General features: G+C 45.6%; 17 protein-coding genes. 6 read left to right on the plus strand and 11 right to left on the minus strand.

Annotation, left to right across the window (positions count from 1 at the left end):
- Nucleotides 1-42 precede the first annotated feature (42 nt).
- Nucleotides 43-1,134 (plus strand): GntR family transcriptional regulator, encoded by a 1,092-nt coding sequence (locus MKY87_RS15425; RefSeq protein WP_340967458.1) that lies wholly within the window; start codon nt 43-45, stop codon nt 1,132-1,134.
- A 163-nt stretch (nt 1,135-1,297) separates the two neighbouring features.
- Here the strand turns inward: MKY87_RS15425 and MKY87_RS15430 are convergent, their stop codons facing one another.
- Nucleotides 1,298-2,062 carry a leucine-rich repeat domain-containing protein gene (locus MKY87_RS15430; RefSeq protein ID WP_340965333.1) on the minus strand — a complete coding sequence of 255 codons (765 nt, stop codon included), beginning with the start codon at nt 2,060-2,062 and terminating at the stop codon, nt 1,298-1,300.
- A 358-nt stretch (nt 2,063-2,420) separates the two neighbouring features.
- On the opposite strand from MKY87_RS15430, the gene MKY87_RS15435 reads away from it, so the two are divergent.
- From MKY87_RS15435 to MKY87_RS15450, 4 genes are read left to right on the plus strand one after another with little or no spacing between them, the layout of a single operon-like run.
- Nucleotides 2,421-3,503 carry an iron-siderophore ABC transporter substrate-binding protein gene (locus tag MKY87_RS15435; protein ID WP_340965335.1) on the plus strand — a complete coding sequence of 361 codons (1,083 nt, stop codon included), beginning with the start codon at nt 2,421-2,423 and terminating at the stop codon, nt 3,501-3,503.
- On the plus strand, nt 3,496-4,536 hold the full coding sequence (locus MKY87_RS15440) for a FecCD family ABC transporter permease (protein WP_340965337.1): 1,041 nt from the start codon (nt 3,496-3,498) through the stop codon (nt 4,534-4,536). The genes MKY87_RS15435 and MKY87_RS15440 overlap by 8 nt, the downstream gene beginning before the upstream one ends.
- A complete protein-coding gene (locus MKY87_RS15445) occupies nt 4,533-5,564 on the plus strand; it encodes a FecCD family ABC transporter permease (RefSeq protein ID WP_340965338.1) in 1,032 nt (343 codons plus the stop codon). Before MKY87_RS15440 ends, MKY87_RS15445 begins: the two co-directional genes overlap by 4 nt.
- The gene (locus MKY87_RS15450; RefSeq protein ID WP_340965339.1) at nt 5,564-6,364 is read left to right on the plus strand and encodes an ABC transporter ATP-binding protein; all 801 of its coding nucleotides are present in this window, start codon (nt 5,564-5,566) and stop codon (nt 6,362-6,364) included. Before MKY87_RS15445 ends, MKY87_RS15450 begins: the two co-directional genes overlap by 1 nt.
- Nucleotides 6,365-6,638: 274 nt before the next feature.
- On the opposite strand, the gene MKY87_RS15455 is transcribed toward MKY87_RS15450, so the two are convergent.
- The 4 genes from MKY87_RS15455 to MKY87_RS15470 form a co-directional block, all read right to left on the minus strand.
- Nucleotides 6,639-7,778: a 5-methyltetrahydropteroyltriglutamate--homocysteine S-methyltransferase gene (locus MKY87_RS15455; protein ID WP_340965341.1), complete on the minus strand. Its 1,140-nt coding sequence runs from the start codon at nt 7,776-7,778 to the stop codon at nt 6,639-6,641.
- A gap of 192 nt (nt 7,779-7,970) precedes the next feature.
- Nucleotides 7,971-9,824: a hypothetical protein gene (locus MKY87_RS15460; protein WP_340965342.1), complete on the minus strand. Its 1,854-nt coding sequence runs from the start codon at nt 9,822-9,824 to the stop codon at nt 7,971-7,973.
- A gap of 11 nt (nt 9,825-9,835) precedes the next feature.
- The gene (locus MKY87_RS15465; RefSeq protein ID WP_340965343.1) at nt 9,836-12,127 is read right to left on the minus strand and encodes a glycosyltransferase family 2 protein; all 2,292 of its coding nucleotides are present in this window, start codon (nt 12,125-12,127) and stop codon (nt 9,836-9,838) included.
- Nucleotides 12,127-13,221: a bifunctional glycosyltransferase family 2/GtrA family protein gene (locus MKY87_RS15470; RefSeq protein WP_340965344.1), complete on the minus strand. Its 1,095-nt coding sequence runs from the start codon at nt 13,219-13,221 to the stop codon at nt 12,127-12,129. The genes MKY87_RS15465 and MKY87_RS15470 overlap by 1 nt, the downstream gene beginning before the upstream one ends.
- Nucleotides 13,222-13,643: 422 nt before the next feature.
- On the opposite strand from MKY87_RS15470, the gene MKY87_RS15475 reads away from it, so the two are divergent.
- Complete coding sequence (locus MKY87_RS15475) at nt 13,644-14,366, plus strand: YheC/YheD family protein (RefSeq protein ID WP_133386387.1); 723 nt, start codon at nt 13,644-13,646, stop codon at nt 14,364-14,366.
- Nucleotides 14,367-14,450: 84 nt separating this feature from the next.
- Here MKY87_RS15475 and MKY87_RS15480 read toward each other — a convergent pair whose 3' ends face one another.
- The 6 genes from MKY87_RS15480 to MKY87_RS15505 all read right to left on the minus strand — a co-directional run bounded on the left by MKY87_RS15480 (nt 14,451) and on the right by MKY87_RS15505 (nt 18,806).
- On the minus strand, nt 14,451-14,789 hold the full coding sequence (locus tag MKY87_RS15480) for a hypothetical protein (protein ID WP_340965346.1): 339 nt from the start codon (nt 14,787-14,789) through the stop codon (nt 14,451-14,453).
- A gap of 177 nt (nt 14,790-14,966) precedes the next feature.
- Nucleotides 14,967-15,527: a DUF4303 domain-containing protein gene (locus MKY87_RS15485; protein WP_340965347.1), complete on the minus strand. Its 561-nt coding sequence runs from the start codon at nt 15,525-15,527 to the stop codon at nt 14,967-14,969.
- Nucleotides 15,528-15,555: 28 nt separating this feature from the next.
- Nucleotides 15,556-15,834 carry a hypothetical protein gene (locus MKY87_RS15490; protein WP_340965348.1) on the minus strand — a complete coding sequence of 93 codons (279 nt, stop codon included), beginning with the start codon at nt 15,832-15,834 and terminating at the stop codon, nt 15,556-15,558.
- Between the two features lie 12 nt (nt 15,835-15,846).
- On the minus strand, nt 15,847-16,464 hold the full coding sequence (locus MKY87_RS15495; RefSeq protein ID WP_340965350.1) for a hypothetical protein: 618 nt from the start codon (nt 16,462-16,464) through the stop codon (nt 15,847-15,849).
- 417 nt (nt 16,465-16,881) lie between these two features.
- Nucleotides 16,882-17,427 carry a 50S ribosomal protein L25 gene (locus tag MKY87_RS15500; RefSeq protein WP_289390761.1) on the minus strand — a complete coding sequence of 182 codons (546 nt, stop codon included), beginning with the start codon at nt 17,425-17,427 and terminating at the stop codon, nt 16,882-16,884.
- Nucleotides 17,428-17,792: 365 nt separating this feature from the next.
- Nucleotides 17,793-18,806: a GNAT family N-acetyltransferase gene (locus tag MKY87_RS15505; protein ID WP_340965351.1), complete on the minus strand. Its 1,014-nt coding sequence runs from the start codon at nt 18,804-18,806 to the stop codon at nt 17,793-17,795.
- Nucleotides 18,807-18,828 lie beyond the last annotated feature (22 nt).

Genomic DNA, 18,828 nt, shown 5'->3' on the forward strand with positions numbered 1-18,828 from the left:
TAACATTGATATAGATGAGTAACGATGAAAGAAGTGGACTACGTGAAGCCAAAATACCAGGTCATCATTGATGATATAAAGAGTCATATCCTTTCGGGGACATATAGCATAGGCGAACAGATCCCTACGGAATCGGCATTACAGGACAGCTACAACGTGAGTCGCCAGACGGTACGGAAGGCTATTTTGGAGTTATCGAACGAAGGGTTTTTACGAAGCGAAAAAGGGTCGGGAACTTACGTCAGCAATCAGTATCGATCACGATCAGGCGGTCATACGTCGAAGAAAACGATCGGTGTGATCACGACATACATCTCGGATTACATCTTTCCGTCCATTATCCGCGGCATTGAGAGTCGTCTGAATGAGGACAACTACTCGTTACTGCTAGCCAGCACCAATAATGATGTGGCACAGGAGAAAAAAGCCCTCGAAATGATGCTCTCCTACGGTGTGGATGGCCTGATTGTCGAACCGACCAAAAGTAATCTGTACAATCCCAATATTGCATACTACCTGTCTTTCAAGGAGCAGGATGTGCCGTTTACGATGATTAATGCATTTTATGAGGAGCTGGAGGTTCCGTTCTTCTGCCTGGATGACGTGCAATCCAGCTATCTTGCCACTCGGGAATTGATCGCCAAAGGCCATACCCAGATCGGCATTATTGCCAAAATGGATGATCTACAAGGCAAGTACCGGATGAAAGGGTACATCAAGGCGCTGGGTGAAGCGAAGTTACGGTTCCATCCTGAGCAAGTGCTTTCCTTTGATACCGCATCGAAAACAGAGTTATCTTCTAATGTAGCAATGTATCTGGACGAAAACAGGGATGCGCTCACCGCGATCGTCTGTTACAACGATGAGGTGGGACTGGAGGTCGTGCACGCTTGCAGGCAACTGGGCATCTTGATCCCGGATGAGTTATCCATCATTGGACAGGACAATTCGTATATCGCCAAGAACGCCAACATAAGGCTAACAACGCTAACCCATCCCCAAGAGCAAATGGGCCGCGATGCTGCCGACTGGGTGATCAAGAATCTGCAAGGCAAAAAGGATCTGCCCACAAACACCTACTATCAGCCGGTACTGGTTGAGGGAGAGACGGTGAAGGAGATCGAAGTGGAATAATATTGTTGTGGGACGGGTGGTAAGTTGTTACCGAGCGTTTCTGTCCAACATACTTAAAGAAGGCCGCGAGAATATCTGCGGCCTTCTTTGTTCTTGTTCAATATAATGAGGGATTAACTTCTTCTTACATATACATATACATATACATCTTCTCTAATCGAAACTACTTCGACTGATCCGCTTCTTCGCTTACCAGACTTACAACGACGCCTTTCTTCTCCAATTTTTTCATAACCTGCTCTGCACGCTCATTCAACGGATTATTAGCCAAATATACCTCTGTTAGATGTGGGATGGTTTCGAGCACTGAAATATCCTCAATGAGGTTATCTTCTACATATAGATACTCCAAGGTTGGATGGTTCTTTAAAGGTGTCAGATCTTGAATTTTATTATCATTCATAATAACCCATTCCAACTTTAACTTCTGAAGAGGACTTAGATCAGACACCTGATTCCCACTGGCGAGTAGACTGGTTAGCTTACGCATATTTTTTAATGGAGCCAGGCTTTTGATTTTGTTATCGTCCATAACCAGATTTTGCAGATTAGTCAGACCTATAAGTGGCGAGATATCTGCAATCTGATTGCCTTCAACAGCTAAGAACGTCAATTTCTTTAACTTGTTAAGTGGTTTAATATTTTTTATATTTTGGCCAGGAAAGAATAAATCCGTCATATTAACGGCATGTTCAAGACCTTGCAGGTTGGAAATTTTACTTTTTGTTTCCATAGCATATAGGGATTTTAATTTTTTCAAATCGGCAACCTTTATTTCCTTCTTAGCCGACATCTTCAAATCTGTCCGAATAACTTTGGCCAAGACCGGGTCCTTAATAAGCGAAGACGCAGCCAAAACGCTTGTTGACGGTAATAATACAAAAACCAAACAAAGTACGATCAACTTTTTGATGAATTGATTATGCATGTAGAATCTCCTTACATTATTTAATACTAGAAATATACCATGATCTGGAATGAAATACATTGATATTATCCTCATCCTAATTTATTAGAACCCCTCCTGCTCTCATCCTATAACTGTTCCGTTAAGAACGGATAGTGGATTACGCTACCAAGGAATGTAACCCTAATATAATATGGGTGTTTACAATTTTTTATTGACACTGCCTTTAATAAAAAGATATATTTATTGATGTTGATAATCATTATCATATGTATAAAACGTTTTATATCTCTATTTTTATACATCTCAATGGATGTAACTGATCAATCAGGATGTTAAGCACTACCAAATACATTTTAGATTCAGGAAGGGGAAACAAATGAATACAAAGAGAAAGTTTCCATTAACGGCGTTACTGATTTCACTGGTCTTTATCCTGGCATTGGTAGGTTGTGGCAACCAAACAGCTGAGCCAGCAGCAACTCCTGCTGCAAGTGATTCGGCAGCTCCAGCTGCAGAAACACCAGCCGCTACAGATGAGAATACCGAATATCCAATTACAATCAAGCATGCACTGGGCGAAACGGTTATTGAGAAAAAGCCTGAGCGTGTAGCTACAGTACAATGGGCCAACCAAGATGTCGTTCTCGCACTTGGACAAGTTCCTGTAGGATTCTCGGCAGCTAACTTTGGTGTTCAGGATGATAGCGGACTGCTGCCTTGGACTGCGAAGAAACTTGATGAACTCGGTGTAACCGACCCGAACGTATTCCAAGATACAGACGGACTTGATTTTGAAGCGATTTCCGATTCCAATCCGGATGTTATTCTTGCAGCATACTCCGGTATCACTCAGGAAGACTACGATCTTCTTAGTGAAATTGCTCCGGTTGTAGCTTACCCAACGGCTCCATGGGCAACAACATGGCGCGAGCAGGTTACTTTTAATGCAAAGGGTATGGGTATGGAAGCAGAAGGCGAGCAACTGATCAAAGATACGGAGGCCATGGTTAACGAGAAATTAGCCGCATATCCTCAGATCAAAGACAAAAAAGTAGTCTGGGTTAACTTCTCTGCTGAAGACATGTCCAAACTTCATATCTATACACCTGTAGACTCTCGTGTATCTTTCCTGGGTGAGCTAGGTTTGGTTGTCCCAGAAAGCATCACTAGCCAAATTACAGACCCTAACATCTACTCCCTGAGCTTAAGTGCAGAGAATGCTGAAGCCCTTAATGATGCTGATATCCTCGTTGGATACGGAAATGCCGAGTTGCTGAAAGCCATTCAGGCTGATCCGCTGCTGGGTAAAATCCCTGCGGTTAAACGTGGTTCTGTAGCGTTCATTGAAGCAGATACACCATTGGTTGCTGCTGGAACGCCAAACCCACTTTCCATTTCCTATACTATTGATGATTACCTGAAATTAATTAGTGGAGCCATCGATAAAATCAATGAATAGTACATCGCTTTCGAACGATAATCGAATACGAGCACATGTCCCCAAGAACTTCATCTTGGTGTTAGTCATTTGTTTTATCCTGCTCGGTGCAACTCTGATTGCCTCACTGGTCTTTGGCTCTAGACCCGTGAGGTTTCATGAGTTAATCGACGGATTATTTCACCCGGAAGTAGACTCATATGGGGCAAACATCGTGCGCAAACGGATCTCCCGAACGGTCTTTAGTTTGTTATGCGGAGTAGCACTCGGCGTATCAGGAGCACTTATGCAAGCCGTTACCCGGAACCCACTTGCCGACCCAAGTATATTGGGTGTCAACACAGGGGCATCCCTGTTTGTGGTGATCGGTATTGCCTTCCTGAACATCAGCAGCGCCAATCAATATATCTGGCTGGCACTGGCCGGAGCTGCAATAACGGCTGTGTTCGTATTCGGAATCGGCTCAATGGGGCGTGGCGGAGCCACGCCCATTAAGCTTGTTTTGGCCGGAGCGGCCATTAGCGCCGCGCTCTCCTCACTCGTCACCGCCATTATGATCCCTCGTTCGTATGTCATGGACCAGTTCAGGTTCTGGCAAGTGGGCAGCGTAGGATCGGCAACTTGGAGTGGAATCAGTACGTTTATCCCCTTCCTGGTCATCGGCGTACTTATTGCGTTTCTTACGGCTCCGGCACTGAATGCGCTGGCTCTGGGTGACGATGTTGCAACAGGACTCGGTGTTCGCACAGGAACACTTCGATTGATTGCAGCCCTTGCAGGGGTTTTATTGTGCGGAGCAGCTACTGCACTTGCTGGACCTATTGGTTTCATCGGATTGTTATCCACCCACGTCATACGCCTTATACTGGGGCCCGACTTACGTTTTGTCATACCGATGTCAGCCATAGCTGGAGCGATCATTCTAACGATATCCGATGTCGGCGGCAGACTCATCAGCAACCCTGGAGAGCTTGAAGTCGGCGTTGTTACCGCATTTATAGGTGCTCCAATATTAATCATCCTCGCGATGCGATCGAAAGTGCGTTCACTATGAGAGATCAATCGATTGAATTTATTATGGCGGGCAGACGTCATCGACGTCGCCGCTGGATACTTGTCACCAGTCTCCTTGCCATACTTGCATGTGCTCTTTGCTGCGCCATGCTTTTGCTTGGCAATACAATCTATCCGGTTAAAGATGTCATCAGCTCCCTTTCGGGAGAGAAGATCAAAGGTGTGTCTTTTGCCGTAAATACGATACGTCTACCGAGAATGCTCACAGGTCTCTTTGCCGGATTTGCCTTCGGTATTGCAGGTTATACCTTCCAGACCATGTTGCGGAATCCACTGGCGAATCCTAATGTCATCGGGATCACGTCAGGTTCAAGCGCTGCGGCTGTGTTCTGTATCGTTGTACTTCATGCAAGCGGAGCCATTGTTTCCCTGGCTTCAGTGATTGCAGGTCTGGCTACAGTGTTGTTCATATATGTACTCTCCAGAGGAAAAGTGTTCTCCATCGGACGGTTAATACTTATCGGGATCGGTATTCAAGCCATGCTTGATGCGGTCATCTCCTATCTCCTGCTGGTTAGTTCTGAAAAGGATATTCCTGCTGCAATCCGCTGGCTCACAGGCAGTCTGAACGGATCTCAGATGAGCGCACTGCCACCTCTCGTGATTACCGTGCTAATCTGCTCACCCATCATCATGATGCTGGGCAAACACCTCAGTATATTGGAACTCGGAGAACAATCGGCCTTTTCACTGGGTGTGGATACGGATAAGACCAGAATTGCACTTATTGTGAGTGCCGTCTGCATGGTTGCCATTGCTACCGCAACTACAGGCCCGATTGCCTTTGTCTCCTTCCTTGCGGGACCTATTGCGAAGAGGCTCGTAGGTGTTGGCTCCTCGAACATCATCCCGGCAGGTCTGGTTGGCGTTAATCTGGTTCTAGCCTCAGATCTTATCGGACAGTTTGCTTTTGAGTACAGATTCCCCGTAGGCGTCATTACCGGATTACTCGGAGCACCGTATCTGATCTTCCTGTTAATCCGAATGAATCGTAAGGGGGAGTTATAATGAAACCGACACATGTATTTGAAGCAAAACAACTCGTTGCGGGATATGATAATAAAACCATTATCCACGGAGTGGACATCGTTATACCAAGCAACCAAATAAGCGTCATTATTGGCTCCAACGGTTGCGGTAAGTCTACCCTTTTGAAAACCATGGCCAGGCTCATTAAGCCTACATCCGGCAGTATTACGCTGGACGGCAAAGCGATCAGCAAGATCCCTCCCAAGCAATTAGCTCGTGTAATCGGATTACTCCCGCAGTCTCCCATTGTTCCGGAAGGCATTTCGGTAGCCGATCTGGTTGGCCGTGGAAGGTTTCCACACCAATCCTTATTCAGTGGATGGACCAAGAAGGATTATGAGGCTGTGGCTGAAGCCATGACCATCATGAACATCACCGAGTTTGCCAATCATAATATTGATGAGCTTTCAGGCGGTCAACGTCAGCGTGTGTGGATTGCCATGGCGCTTGCGCAACAGACAGATATCCTCTTTCTCGATGAGCCAACGACCTTCCTGGATATCACCTATCAAGTTGAGATCCTGGACCTGCTTACCGAGCTGAACCGCAAACATGGAACGACCATTGTGATGGTCCTGCACGATATTAACTTGTCGGCGCGGTATGCAGATCATATCTTTGCGTTACACACCGGAAAACTTGTGGCTGAGGGTAAGCCCGCAGAGGTGATAACCGCCCCACAGGTTAAAGACATTTTCGGATTGGAATGTACGGTTATTGAAGACCCCGTTTCGGGATCACCGATGGTGGTGCCCAAAGGTCGATATCATGCGAGATAGACAAATAGCGGCAGTTGCGACAAAGATCCCTTTGTCCTAACTGTCGCTTTTTTATTTTGGTCCACCACCTCTTCCTCAGTCATGCCGCTTCCTGATCCGTTAATCTCATCTCTATCCCATTGCTTCACTCTCTTGGCGGTTATGGGCTCTGATCAAACATCCACTCTATATGGAGATTACACCAAAAAGCCATACGGATGATGGTCCGTACGGCTCATTTAGCAGTTTTATTTATGCACAACACATGCGTGAATGATCAATGACGCTGCGAAGGTTACTTCCAAAGCTCTTCAGCAATTTCCTTAATGAAGGCAAGCTTGCGCCATTGCTGTTCCTCGGTCAGATGGTTGCCTTCTTCCGTGGAAGCGAAGCCGCATTGTGGACTCAGGCAGATTCGATCCAGATCAACATATTGTGTAGCTTCCTCAATCCGTTTCAGGATATCTTCCTTGTTCTCCAACTCTCCAAATTTGGAAGAGAAGAGGCCAAGTACAACCTGCTGATTGTCCTTCAGGAAACGAAGTGGCTTGAAGTCACCAGCCCGTTCCGTATCAAACTCCAGATAGAAACCAGAATAGTTATCGATGCTCAATAGTGTCTGCGCAATCGGCTCATAACCGCCACCAACTCCTGCAAATGTCGAAACATAATTACCGCGGCAGACATGAGTGGTTACCACGAGGTCTTCCGGCAGGCCAGATACCACATCTTCGTTCAGTTTTGCGAGTTCGTTTGCGTACTCTTCCACATTAACGCCAATCTGCTCCATCACTGTGATGAACTGTTGGTCACATAATGCGCCCCACGTGCAATCATCAATCTGGATGCTGCGGCAGCCGGCTTCATAAAAGGCCAAGATGGATGCTTTGTACGCCCCGGCAATGTCCGAGAGAAGCTCTTGACGGTTCGGATAGATGGCCTGTGTGCTTTCCTTATTATCTGCCCGGTCCAATTCGAATAGGAACTGGGCTGCTGCTGGAATGGATTGACGAGCAACAACGTCTTCCCCAGCCGCTTCTTTTAAGAAGGCATAGTGCGCTACAAATGGATGACTAGTGTAGCTGATTTTGCCGCTCAGACGAGCTGTTTCCGGTCTGGATGTCGCACCGTTGAATCGATAGCCTTCCTCAATAATTGTCCGCTCTACACCATCCAGTCCCCAGAAGAAGTCCAGATGCCACCAAGAGCGGCGGAATTCGCCGTCCGTTACAGCCTGAAGTCCAACCTCTTTTTGTTTCTGTACAAGTTTCACAATCTCGGCATTCTCCACTTCATTCAACTGTTCCGTGGTAATTTCGCCGTTCTGGTATTTTAATCGGGCATCTTTCAACGCACTCGGGCGCAGAAAACTGCCCACAATATCATATCGAAATGGAGTGACTGTTCGTTGTTTAGGTTCTGTTTGTACGCTCATAGTTTAATCTCCCCGTTTATCATTATAGAATTAAATATAACATATCCGATCGGAATAGCTGTTCTACGAAAGAGTTATAGCCCGCTATAGGTATTAGCTATAGCGGGCTATATTTAAGGGGACTCTATATACAATCATGTATTTAATCTTACCTGACCGGATGTCCGGAACAGGGTTTCAACATCTATGATCTCAAGTCAACGTAAGAACGATCTGATCCCCGGAACGGGTGATTTTGTAGATACCCTCCTGCATGTCTATGCCATAATGCTTTTTCAGCAACCACTTGGCGTTGAGATCGGTCTCGACGACCACTAGATAATCGTAGCCGCTCAGAAGGTTGTCCATATTATCCTCATAGAACAACACGATTCCGTCCACATGAGGAGCATACAAGAAATACTTCCCTACATATTGCATGTAATAGTTCGTGACCTGTTGGTCCCTGTCTGAGGCGTAGAAGAGATATCTATTATTATCCTCCTGCCCACCTGAGTACCACCGATCACCAGTAACCGCATGAATCTTGTAAGGGAGTGTTGTATCATAGCTTTGGGCGATAGACACGATACCATTGTATTCGGACAAAAGGATGGTTGCCGCAACCGCCATACAGCCGATAATGCCTTTTTGATAATGACCTTTCGTCTCAACGGTCTTAAAGGACTGATAATCAGGCACTTCACCAATCCGATAATGGAATGATCGCTCCAGGTCGATCGCAGCGCACAACACCAGCCCACCGGCGAACAGCACCACGATACTCGATGCATAACGCTCAAATCCTGCCAGGACAATGGCTTCATCTAGTGGCATGGAGAAGAGATACAACACCAGAATACCCGCATAGTACAGTAACAGAACAACGTCTAGCGCAATTAATGCTTTCCACAAGTTCCACTTCTTCTTAAGCACAACGATGGCAAATACCGATGCTGCAATTGCGATAAGCTGGAAAATAACAATGCCGATCACTGGCCGTGTCGTCAGATCCGTACTGGCCTTGAGGAAAGTCCACAGAATATCACGCATCTGCTCTGGCGTTTTGCCGGCTTGAATCCCCGAGGTAGCCACATCGAACTTGTTATCAATCCCTTGGAACACCGTCGCCATTCGCCAGCTCCAGCCGAAGTAGGGAATGAGCGCACCGCAGATCGTACCCACTACAGCGAGCGCTGTTTTCCAACTGAACTTTTGCTTATGTTTTAGCCATGAGTACACCAGGAAAATTAGACCGATCGCGGCGAAAATAATACCCGTGCTTTTGATAATGGTCAGTAATCCCGCAAGCGGAAGAACAACTATACATGCCTTTTGGATCTCATTACGATATTGGTAGATCACTGCCAAGATCGCGAGCGCGTAGATCGGAAGCAAGAAATCCACGAGCAGGTTGGTGATCCGAATCGTCAGATTGAAAAAAGAAAGTGTAGATAACCCAAGTCCGAGAAAGGCGTACAGAAGAAAGCGTTTCTTCTCCGAAACAATGCCAAACATGGCATAAAAACAGGAAAAGATAAGCAACCCTTGTGCCAAGAGCATCACGGACTGGGAGTGCCCCATGAAGCGACAGACATAATAAATGAAAGACGAAGTCCCGAGCGGATAGTTTTTAAAATCAATCAGGTTGGAGTCTGGCGTTGGAAAGGCATCTGTACTCAGCATCTGCTTCAGTACGATAGCCCAGTGGGAGAAATTATCGTAATGTGTTAACTGGTTCTGAAAGAGCAACAGCAAGAAAACAAAAGTCCCTGCCAGGAATGAAAATTGAAATATGGAAAAGGACATACGTAATGAGGCCCCTCGGCGCAGCCTGAGAAACAACATTCCCCCATAAAAAAGCAAACCTGCAATCAGGATGACAAGGCTGCCCGTAAAGAGCTGCCCTGCCAAACCACTTAGAAAAACAAAGCAGGCAATCGAGGAAAACACGAATACAGGGATGAACTCCCAACGCAGTGAAAGTGCCTTCCGTACAACCTGCATATACCCAAGAAAGGAGAATATCAATAAAACTCCCATCACAAAATGAAGCACAATGAGCATCTTTATCTCTCCTAACCCTCTCTGGTGGAACGATCGGAATGTGGCTGAATCAGATCCGTCAGCAATTGGTCGATCAGGCCCTTCTCCACAATATCATCGATATTCTCTACCGAGAGAAGCACTTCGCGCTCACGGGCTGTCGTTTTTCCCGTATGTTGCAAAATGACTTCAATATTACTCTTCGTATAAAAAGTAACGACCGCCCCTGCTGCAATATCACCATGGAAACCCCTCGCGGAAAAGAAACGATAATTGAAGCTGCGCAGCGTACAGCTAGCATCATTGGTGAAATGAACTGGAAGCTGAAGGGAAAGCCGCGGCATTTTTCGCTGATCCGATCTGGGTTGAACAATCCGTTTTTTCACATTGCGAAGCATATCGTCATAAGCCGTATCCCACAGATTCATCTGCTCTGGCAATGAGTGTTTACGGTCGTAGATGATTTGCATGTATTGGCGGTTATCATTCTCATCGACCGGCTGAACCGTTGCAGAATAACGCCAGCCCTCCCCATCCTGTTTCACATAAACGATGACTGCATCGAGGTTCGCCTCATATCGCTCGGTTTTGACGACCAGAGAGATGATCTTCTGCTCAGCCAAATAAATGGGATAAGGGACATAAAAGGCAATCCCTTGTTCGGATACATCCACCGTTTTCGCCTGATATCGCAGATTGTTGGCTTGGTCATGAATCGTGACATCCTCCTGCGCCCGAATCCGTTCCGTCTCCCGATACGCACGGCGGCCAATCATGAAGAACAGGGCGTAACACAGCGCAATCATGTTATGAATCAACCAGAAAATAATGATACTGCTGAAGAACAGCGCAATGCCGTACTTGCCATTGACATACCGAATCACGGCTGCAATGGAAAGCAACAGCAAGAAGATATGCGGAAGGGCATATATTAGAGCAGACATCCATTGTCGACCGCTTGCTCTGCTTTTGTTGGTAACCTTGAATTTTTTCTCACGAATACCCAGCGTCTCCAGGAGAACAGGCCAGATCAGATAAGGCATAAATATGGTATCGATAACCTGACTCCATCGCTGATTCCGAATATTACTGGACAGATATCGCATGGATACACTATAGAAGAAATAAGATGGAAGCCAGAATATTAGGATTTGCCAGAAGGTTGTGTTCACAATCTGGAAGTCGAATAACGCAAACAAAATAGGTGCCAAAATGAAAATCAACCGGTTAAAGAAAGACCACCAGTATAAGAAACTACTCAAGTAGGTCACTCTCGTCCAGAAAGGAAGCTTCCCAGATATGGGTGCACGCGTATTCTGCAGGCTCTGAATAATCCCCCTTGCCCAGCGAATCCGCTGCTTAATCATGCTCTTCACTGTTGTTGTCGTCTGACCGGCAGCTTGAACCTCTTGAGTCGCATAGGTAATATAACCTTCCTGCTGCAAGCGGATGCTTGTCTCAAAGTCCTCGGTGATGGTATTCAGCGGAAAACCTCCGATGTCTTCCATGCCTTGCCGGGAAATGATCGTATTGCTTCCTGTATAGGCTACCGCATTGGAGGCATTACGCAGGATGTTCACTTCTCTGGAGAAGAAATCCTGTTCATTCGGAATGCCTTGCTCTGCATACAGGTTAAACTGGAATAGATCGGGATTGTAGAAACTCTGCGGGGTCTGTACCAGCCCAAGCTTGAACTTAGGGTCCATCTCGTCCTGCCTACGAGGACGCCATACCTCATTCTCCTTAATAAACGTGGAGAGCATGAAATAGGGTACCGTTTTCATCAAAAAGGTGTGCTGTGGAATCATATCCGCATCAAACGTTGCAATGAGCGGCGAAGAGCTTTTGCTCAGTGCATTGTTCAGATTACCAGACTTGGCATCCTTGTTTCCGGGGAACCCCAGATATCCCACGCCAAACTGTCTGGCAAGCTCCTCTACCTCTGGTCTTGCTCCATCGTCACAGAGATAGATATGAACCTTCTGCTTGTCCGGGTAATCCATGAACGTACAGGCATTAACGGTTTTATATAACAGATCAACAGGCTCATTATGCGTAGCAATAAATACATCCACATCCGGATAGTACTCCGGCGGAACGATTGGAAAGTCGAGCTGTGTACGTTCTTTTTGCATCTTTTGAAAGAATAATTCAAAGGTTGTCAGTACGGTGACCGTTTCAGCCACAATCAGCAGCATACCAAAAATGACGTTCAGTACGCCTTCACCCCATGGCAACGTAAAGAATGTACGCCATACCAAATAAATCGACATCAGGATCATCGTGATGACAAAAAAGATATTCTGCCTTTTTTCGTTTTGCACTACAGCTGCTTCCTCCTTGCTGCAAATACCCATCTTCGCTGCAATTGGAAACTGAGCAGGAACAGCAAGGCATCACAGACGAATTTCGCCAATTTCTCATCTACGAAGAGAACGGTATGGAATATATATACACCGGTACTGGAAAGCAAGATCACTACTCCGCATAAAGTCAGATAGCGCCATAGACTTCCCTGGCTATCCTCCTTGCGAAATACAAAATGTCTGTTCAGTACATAGTTGACTACAATGGAAATCACTCTCGCAAGCACGGTTGCAAGCAGAATTCTTAGATAGTGCTGCTCACCCAACATGGGCCGCAACGCGTCGATCAAAAACCAGGCAATACCCAAATCAACAACAGAACTGGCCACCGATGATGAAATGAACCGCAGAAAATTGGAGAACAACACACCCATTACCCGGGCACTATCCTGGATTGCTTTAAAATGAGTTCCCGCATTGCCATTTTCATAAATGACTTGGATTGGCATGGTATGAATCGGTATGCCAGACTGAATGCACGAGATGAGCATCTGAAGCTCATATTCAAACCGAATACCGCGTACATCCTGCATAAACGCAAGTAACCCGGGACCGAAGGCACGAAGCCCAGTCTGGGTATCTGACAGCTTTTTACCATACAGCATGGCAAAAATAAAGGAGGTCATCCGATTGCCTAACAGGGACTTTGGCGGTATGTTCTCCTCACTGAAGTTCCTTACCCCGAGCACCAACGAGTCTGGATGAAGCCTTGCTTCTTGGGCTATACGGTAGACATCCTCAGCTGCATGCTGTCCGTCTGAATCAGCGGTTACAACGAAGGAAGATGCATCGAATTGCTGAGCAATATACTGAAATCCGGTCTTGAGTGCCGCACCCTTCCCCTGATTTTCCGCATGTGTTAGCAGAGCACAACCATTCTCACGAAGCTCCTCAAAAATCGACTGGTAGGCCTCACCCGATCCGTCGTCCACAATAACAATATTGGTCAAGCCATACTCTCGCAATTGCCGTACATAGGTTGGAAGTCTCTCATCCGGTTCAAGTGATGGAATGAGGATGATCGCTTCGCCGTTTTGTTTACCTATAATCATCCTGATAAGCCTCAATTCGACATATTTCAACATTTTTTTTGAATATTGTGAGTATAACATCGAAAAGGCATACAGTAAACGAATAATCTGTATATATGTTAGTAAGAAAGTCGCACTTTTTATAAGCTAATTTATAGGTAAAAAGAACTATCGGAAGGTTAGTCTAGTACTACTCAAACCATTTCACATTTGGCTCTTGTTTCAGTACATGTACCAGCACGGCATGCCGTTATCCATGGTGCTGATAGAAGTGAGCCTGCGTATCCAGAAGCCACTCGAAGCGTGAATGAACACCTCCCCAGACTGTCTCCATCGACCGATTGGACATGCATCGACTTACAAATCTGGACGAATGGCCACTTATGCGGATCACGAATTTGAACTAGAATTACCGTAGACGATTGAAAAAGGCTGTGATTCCAATGTTATTCGAAAGAGACAAATGGTTGCAGTATGGCATTCTGCGCGATGAGCCCTCTCTCGCTGAACGTTTGCCAGAAACACAGTTGCTTGAGAAGGATACGTTAACGAAGATGCTTCTTCAATATCCCAGCGTTGTACTGAAACCTCGTAATGGCAGTTACGGAAGGGGTATCCTGTTCATTAAACGAAGCGGTGCAAATGCTTATCGTATTCAAAATGAAAATAACACAGTCACCATGAGAGACAACGAGCAGTTACTGGAATGGTTCGAACAAACAATCAAAAGTGATGAATATATTGTCCAAAAGCGTCTGCAGCTTGCTCAAATTAAACACAGGCCGTTCGACATTCGGATCATGGTTCAGCGCAAAAAGGGTTCCTCGTCCACTTGGAACGTGACCGGTTCCTATGCTAAAGTCGCAGCACAAGGATACCAAGTCACCAATGTGAATAACCGCCCCATTCCAGTTCTTAAAGCACTGAGACTGGCTCGAATTGGAGATCGGCGCTTACTTGTCAGAGCGGAACAAGTTTCACGATTAGCTGCCAAACGATTGGGGGAGCATTACCCTATGCTTAGACAAGTCGGGTTCGATATAGCCATCGACAAGAAACGGCGAATTTGGATTATCGAAGGCAATTATCAACCAGCCTTACGGCCTTTCCGACTTTTGAAAGATTCCTCGATGCACCGCAGAATATTATGGTACAAAGAACATTAAAGCAAAAGAAGACGACCAGCCTTTTACTCATGGCCAGTCGTCTCTTCCTGTTTAATACCTGTTCTTGATATTAACCCTCTTCGGTTATTTCCGGCATTTTCTAGTCGCACTTGTAACACGTGTCACGCGGAACTGATTTACCCCTACCTGTATAATGGCGAACTGGCTGTACGAAGTACCAGAAGAGGTATACGGTTCAGCCTCAATATTTCCACTCGGTGTTCTAACTGTCGCGGTGATTTTAGTTACCAGGCACACACCACGGCCGGAAGATCTCCAAGTCTCATCACGCTGAACACTATATCTATCGTTGCTACAAAAGATGGATGCATACTCCACTACTCCACTCGCATTAAACGAAGTCGAGTTATAGATCTGAACAGGGTCATAACCACTAGGTGCTCCAGGTCTTCTATTTCCCATTCTCAAAACCTCCTTTTTATTGATAATCTATTAGATGCAATTAAATAGTTTTGGTGAGGTATAAATGTGGACAAGGCAGAAAAAGTGTGTTTGTCCGAGGGGCGCAGACATAAAAAAGAACCACCCTTTCATGTGCAAAGGTGGTTCGAGAATTATAGTCCTATTATCATAATCATCTTATTCTGCCGCCTCCGCCAACCATGCTTGCAACACCGGAGATTCTGCCCGATTCAAACGTAAAGCAATTTCGGTATTGATCTTATCCGGCGGCATGACTTCAACAAGGACACATACCGACTCTCGTGGTTGATTTAAGGCAAACACGCCTTCATCATCGAGCATTTTCATCGCCAGCTCCGTGGCGTTCAGCCTCACATCCAACTCGCGATTCCAATCATCATTCTCCAGTTCCGCAATGAAAGGACGCTCGTTATATCGTTGTTTGACATCGTCAAAGTGATCATCCCCAAAACAACAATAGGGCGAATCCGCATACGACCATTTGATGAGATCCGCAATCGTGGATACCGGCGTATCACTTTCCTCTGCTTGCCTAGCCGATTCCAACGCCAAAGCTTCCCACGACCAGGCAGAGATGCTTGGCGCATGTCCTTCTCCAGTAGTGTATAACGTACAATAATAGTAACGTTCACCATTTTCAAAAAGAGTGCAAAAAGACGTTCTGGCGGCAGCAGCGATCTCTATGGCCAGTGTCTCTATTTCTTGCATTGGCTTCATGATTGGAGTTCCCCTTTCCATTCGTTGATCATTTGCCCCTTCGATATGAATTGGCTACTTGGACTAGATACCAGACACCCGCACCCACAAGGGTAGCAAACACCAGATTGATGCAGCCGAACACGATGAGTGACTTTGCTTGGCCTGGACCGATCCGGAAAGCGGTAGCGAGCTGGAAGACAGCCGGTAGCAGAAATGCCAGCCATGAGATGGTTATAAGCTTCTCTGTTCTAAAGCTCCACCACACTGCGCAACATGAGGCAACTAGCAGTACCCAGGTACAGATAAGCTTTAGGGCGAACATCATTTCGTCCCCCTCCTATTTGCCATGAATCACAAGTCCATATTTACTGAATATCCACGATTGGCTCAAGTCGTGCATTGCATCATGGCTTAAACGCACAGAGGGCTTTTGCTCCTTCATTGCATCTGCATCATGGGCTGAGAAGCGAAGGGGTTTGGTCATTTTTTTGATAGAGTCTCTTATTTTATCGAAAAGCGCATAGGTTAGCGGCTTATGGTCCCGGATATCCTCATATATATAGTACTTTCCTTTTTCATCTTCCAAATTAACTTGAAAACCTTTCGGAAATGAAAGCAAGATACACGGCAGTTCATCCTCTGCCCATTGTCCGTGATATGGAAAAGAAACCCCTTCATTTCTCACAAAAAATCCTGAACTTTCTTGATCCGATGCAATAGAAATAGAGTAAACAAAGAAGGGATGGATGTCATCTCTCTTTTCTCCTGCCACAAAATACTGATAGAACGTCTGATACTCCTCGTACACCTGATTATAATCATGCTCTGTTCGGGCAGCATTGGTACGATAGAATTGCGCTTGCCGATGCTCCAAAAGCTGCAAAAGGCTTTTAAACTCTTCAGGAGTGATGAAGAATCTCAGTTTATAGAATCCGCTATTCTTTAATTTGTCCATTTTTTTTCGCTCACCGCCCTGTTTAGAAATGTTATGCCATTGACCTTAGCAGTTCAGGTTTACCCACCGCTCTTCCTCATCTCTATCTCTATCTCTATCTCTATATTGAGCGTTAATTCATCCGTATCTGTTCTTATATATCAACTATATATGTATCTTATTTCCATTATAGTGATTACCTTTCCTGAGTCTACCTACTTTACACCTGAATTTTGCGAATGGACTTTGAAAGGGTAGCGAAATATCAGGATCATTGCGCCTGTACGCGAGCAAAAGACATACGTAAGGTGAATTTTAGATTACCCGCTTTGTGAGGATGGGGGCACGCCAACATATCGTGATCAGCACAAATTAGCCGTACGGATGATCACCCGTACGGCTAATTTTGACTTATTCAGCTCTGCGAATTTGGAATTGTTAAGGTTTAACTACAGAGAGAAGAGACTCATTCCCCTCAGAGATCACCGTTACATCTGGAGCAAACGTTGCATCACTTACATGTAACGTTTCTCCAAGTTCCATAGTACTAATGTCAAATTCAATCGACGTTGGCAAGTGTCTCGGCAATGCCTCCACTTCAATAGAAGCTAATTGAACTTGCACGACACCGCCCTGTTTTGTGCCAATCGGTGTGCCGTTGAACTTGACAGGAATTTTAGTGCGCATGATCTCATTGGTCTGCACCTGTTGAAAATCCACATGAATCAAATCTCGTGTAACCGAATCACGTTGAAGGTCTTCCAATAATACGGTCAATGGGCCTTTCTCTTCAAACTGCAATTCGATAAAACCAGACGCTCCTTGCTTCAACCACTTTTGAAATTCTATTGTTGGAATATGAATCATCTCATTCTCCGTATTTCTGCCAAAAACAATACCTGGCAAACGCCCGGATTTACGTAGATCCTTAAGTCGAGAAGAATTTAATGGAATGCGGGTCTCCGCCTGAAAACGAGTAGTCATGCTATGTTCGCTCCTCTTTATTAAATGATATTTTCACATTTTTAATACTCATCCAACCATCCCCTGTTGGGGCTAAAGAGAGAAACATAGCATCACCACCTCCATATACGATCCAATTGATTTTAAAATACATTTAATGTAAGCTCCCATAATATACATGAAGGCACTCTACTCCGAAGAGTAGAATGCCTATGGGATGCCTCCACCCTATCATAGAAACATCCTTTTGTCGATATAACCCCATAATATGATCAAAAGTGTCTCCATCCTGTCCGCATCGTTGATCAGCATAGAGACCACCCAACGTGGAGTGGCCTTCATGTCCTCATCTCTAATTTATATATCCTTAATACTCGTTGGATTCGTCAGAATTTATCGATCTTGTACCAGAATATCGGGAGTGGAAACCACCCAATGGGCGCAGCAACTGCCATATAACGGCCATGTTGTGTAAGTAGAAGCGCCTGAGCCTGCTGCTTATCAAGGACAACGGCATCGGTCTTAGCAGATCGCTCGACAGTCACACCACTCGCATCCACTCGCGCAGTAATCGGCTGACCGTCCATAACTGCTGAGAATTCTCCCTCCACTATCCCTGTGGTTTTGAATTTGAGTGTCAGATATGCCTCCAATACATTGGCAAAGTCCAGAATATGATACATATCCGATGTCTCAATAACATAGTCTTCCGCAATGTTGCCAAGTGTCGTATTCAGCGGAATGTCATATTCCGGCGTAAATATAGATATACGATCCGATCTGCTATGTACCATATAAGCCTTAATCGTCCGCGAAATATCTGCCTCATTTTCCAACGCAAATTCAGATATTTCATCGCCTGTTTCATTTACAATTAGATACCCGATCAGTTTACCTTGATCCAGAACGCCCAGCGCCTTTTGATGGAGGCTGCTGAAAATAAGCGGCAATTGCTGCACTGTACGTTCAACATAAGCAAGCCGCGAGGTGTTGATGCTAAGTGCAACGGACTCTGCTCCTTCAATCTCGAAGAACGGCCTGAAGGATATTCCTGTGTCGTTCACATGTTTTAAGCCATGGCGCACATTGACCTCTCCCACAATATACTTAAGCTTTACACCACCAAGCGTGAAGCCAAAATACTCATATCTCTGCCGCTGACCATATAATACAACCATATCACACGTATTGCGCAGTTCCTCAAGCCACATGTCCATGAGCACCTTCATATGTCCTTCGCCACGCGCCCGTGGATGGACCGATACAGTACCCAAATAGCCGGTTCGCAGGGTATAGCCACATACCGTCAGAGGCTCTGGAAAAACAGCTAGGAGCATATTCAATATCCTGCCCAGCAACGTAGAAGAGGTCGCCCACATGTAAGCATGAAAAAAACACATCCTTAATTGGGATATAGACTTC

Origin of the sequence: Paenibacillus sp. FSL R7-0198 (assembly GCF_038000415.1) — a bacterium.
Taxonomy (GTDB): Bacteria; Bacillota; Bacilli; order Paenibacillales; family Paenibacillaceae; genus Paenibacillus.

What these genes read in the sequence shown, in the direction of transcription:
- MKY87_RS15450 (WP_340965339.1), top strand. Translation starts at nt 5,564, where the DNA reads ATGAAACCGACACATGTATTTGAAGCAAAACAACTCGTTGCGGGATAT.
- MKY87_RS15455 (WP_340965341.1), bottom strand. Translation starts at nt 7,778, where the DNA reads ATGAGCGTACAAACAGAACCTAAACAACGAACAGTCACTCCATTTCGA.
- MKY87_RS15485 (WP_340965347.1), bottom strand. Translation starts at nt 15,527, where the DNA reads ATGAAGCCAATGCAAGAAATAGAGACACTGGCCATAGAGATCGCTGCT.
- MKY87_RS15505 (WP_340965351.1), bottom strand. Translation starts at nt 18,806, where the DNA reads ATGTGTTTTTTTCATGCTTACATGTGGGCGACCTCTTCTACGTTGCTG.
- MKY87_RS15475 (WP_133386387.1), top strand. Translation starts at nt 13,644, where the DNA reads ATGTTATTCGAAAGAGACAAATGGTTGCAGTATGGCATTCTGCGCGAT.
- MKY87_RS15445 (WP_340965338.1), top strand. Translation starts at nt 4,533, where the DNA reads ATGAGAGATCAATCGATTGAATTTATTATGGCGGGCAGACGTCATCGA.
- MKY87_RS15500 (WP_289390761.1), bottom strand. Translation starts at nt 17,427, where the DNA reads ATGACTACTCGTTTTCAGGCGGAGACCCGCATTCCATTAAATTCTTCT.
- MKY87_RS15490 (WP_340965348.1), bottom strand. Translation starts at nt 15,834, where the DNA reads ATGATGTTCGCCCTAAAGCTTATCTGTACCTGGGTACTGCTAGTTGCC.
- MKY87_RS15430 (WP_340965333.1), bottom strand. Translation starts at nt 2,062, where the DNA reads ATGCATAATCAATTCATCAAAAAGTTGATCGTACTTTGTTTGGTTTTT.
- MKY87_RS15480 (WP_340965346.1), bottom strand. Translation starts at nt 14,789, where the DNA reads ATGGGAAATAGAAGACCTGGAGCACCTAGTGGTTATGACCCTGTTCAG.
- MKY87_RS15495 (WP_340965350.1), bottom strand. Translation starts at nt 16,464, where the DNA reads ATGGACAAATTAAAGAATAGCGGATTCTATAAACTGAGATTCTTCATC.
- MKY87_RS15440 (WP_340965337.1), top strand. Translation starts at nt 3,496, where the DNA reads ATGAATAGTACATCGCTTTCGAACGATAATCGAATACGAGCACATGTC.
- MKY87_RS15470 (WP_340965344.1), bottom strand. Translation starts at nt 13,221, where the DNA reads ATGATTATAGGTAAACAAAACGGCGAAGCGATCATCCTCATTCCATCA.
- MKY87_RS15460 (WP_340965342.1), bottom strand. Translation starts at nt 9,824, where the DNA reads ATGCTCATTGTGCTTCATTTTGTGATGGGAGTTTTATTGATATTCTCC.
- MKY87_RS15435 (WP_340965335.1), top strand. Translation starts at nt 2,421, where the DNA reads ATGAATACAAAGAGAAAGTTTCCATTAACGGCGTTACTGATTTCACTG.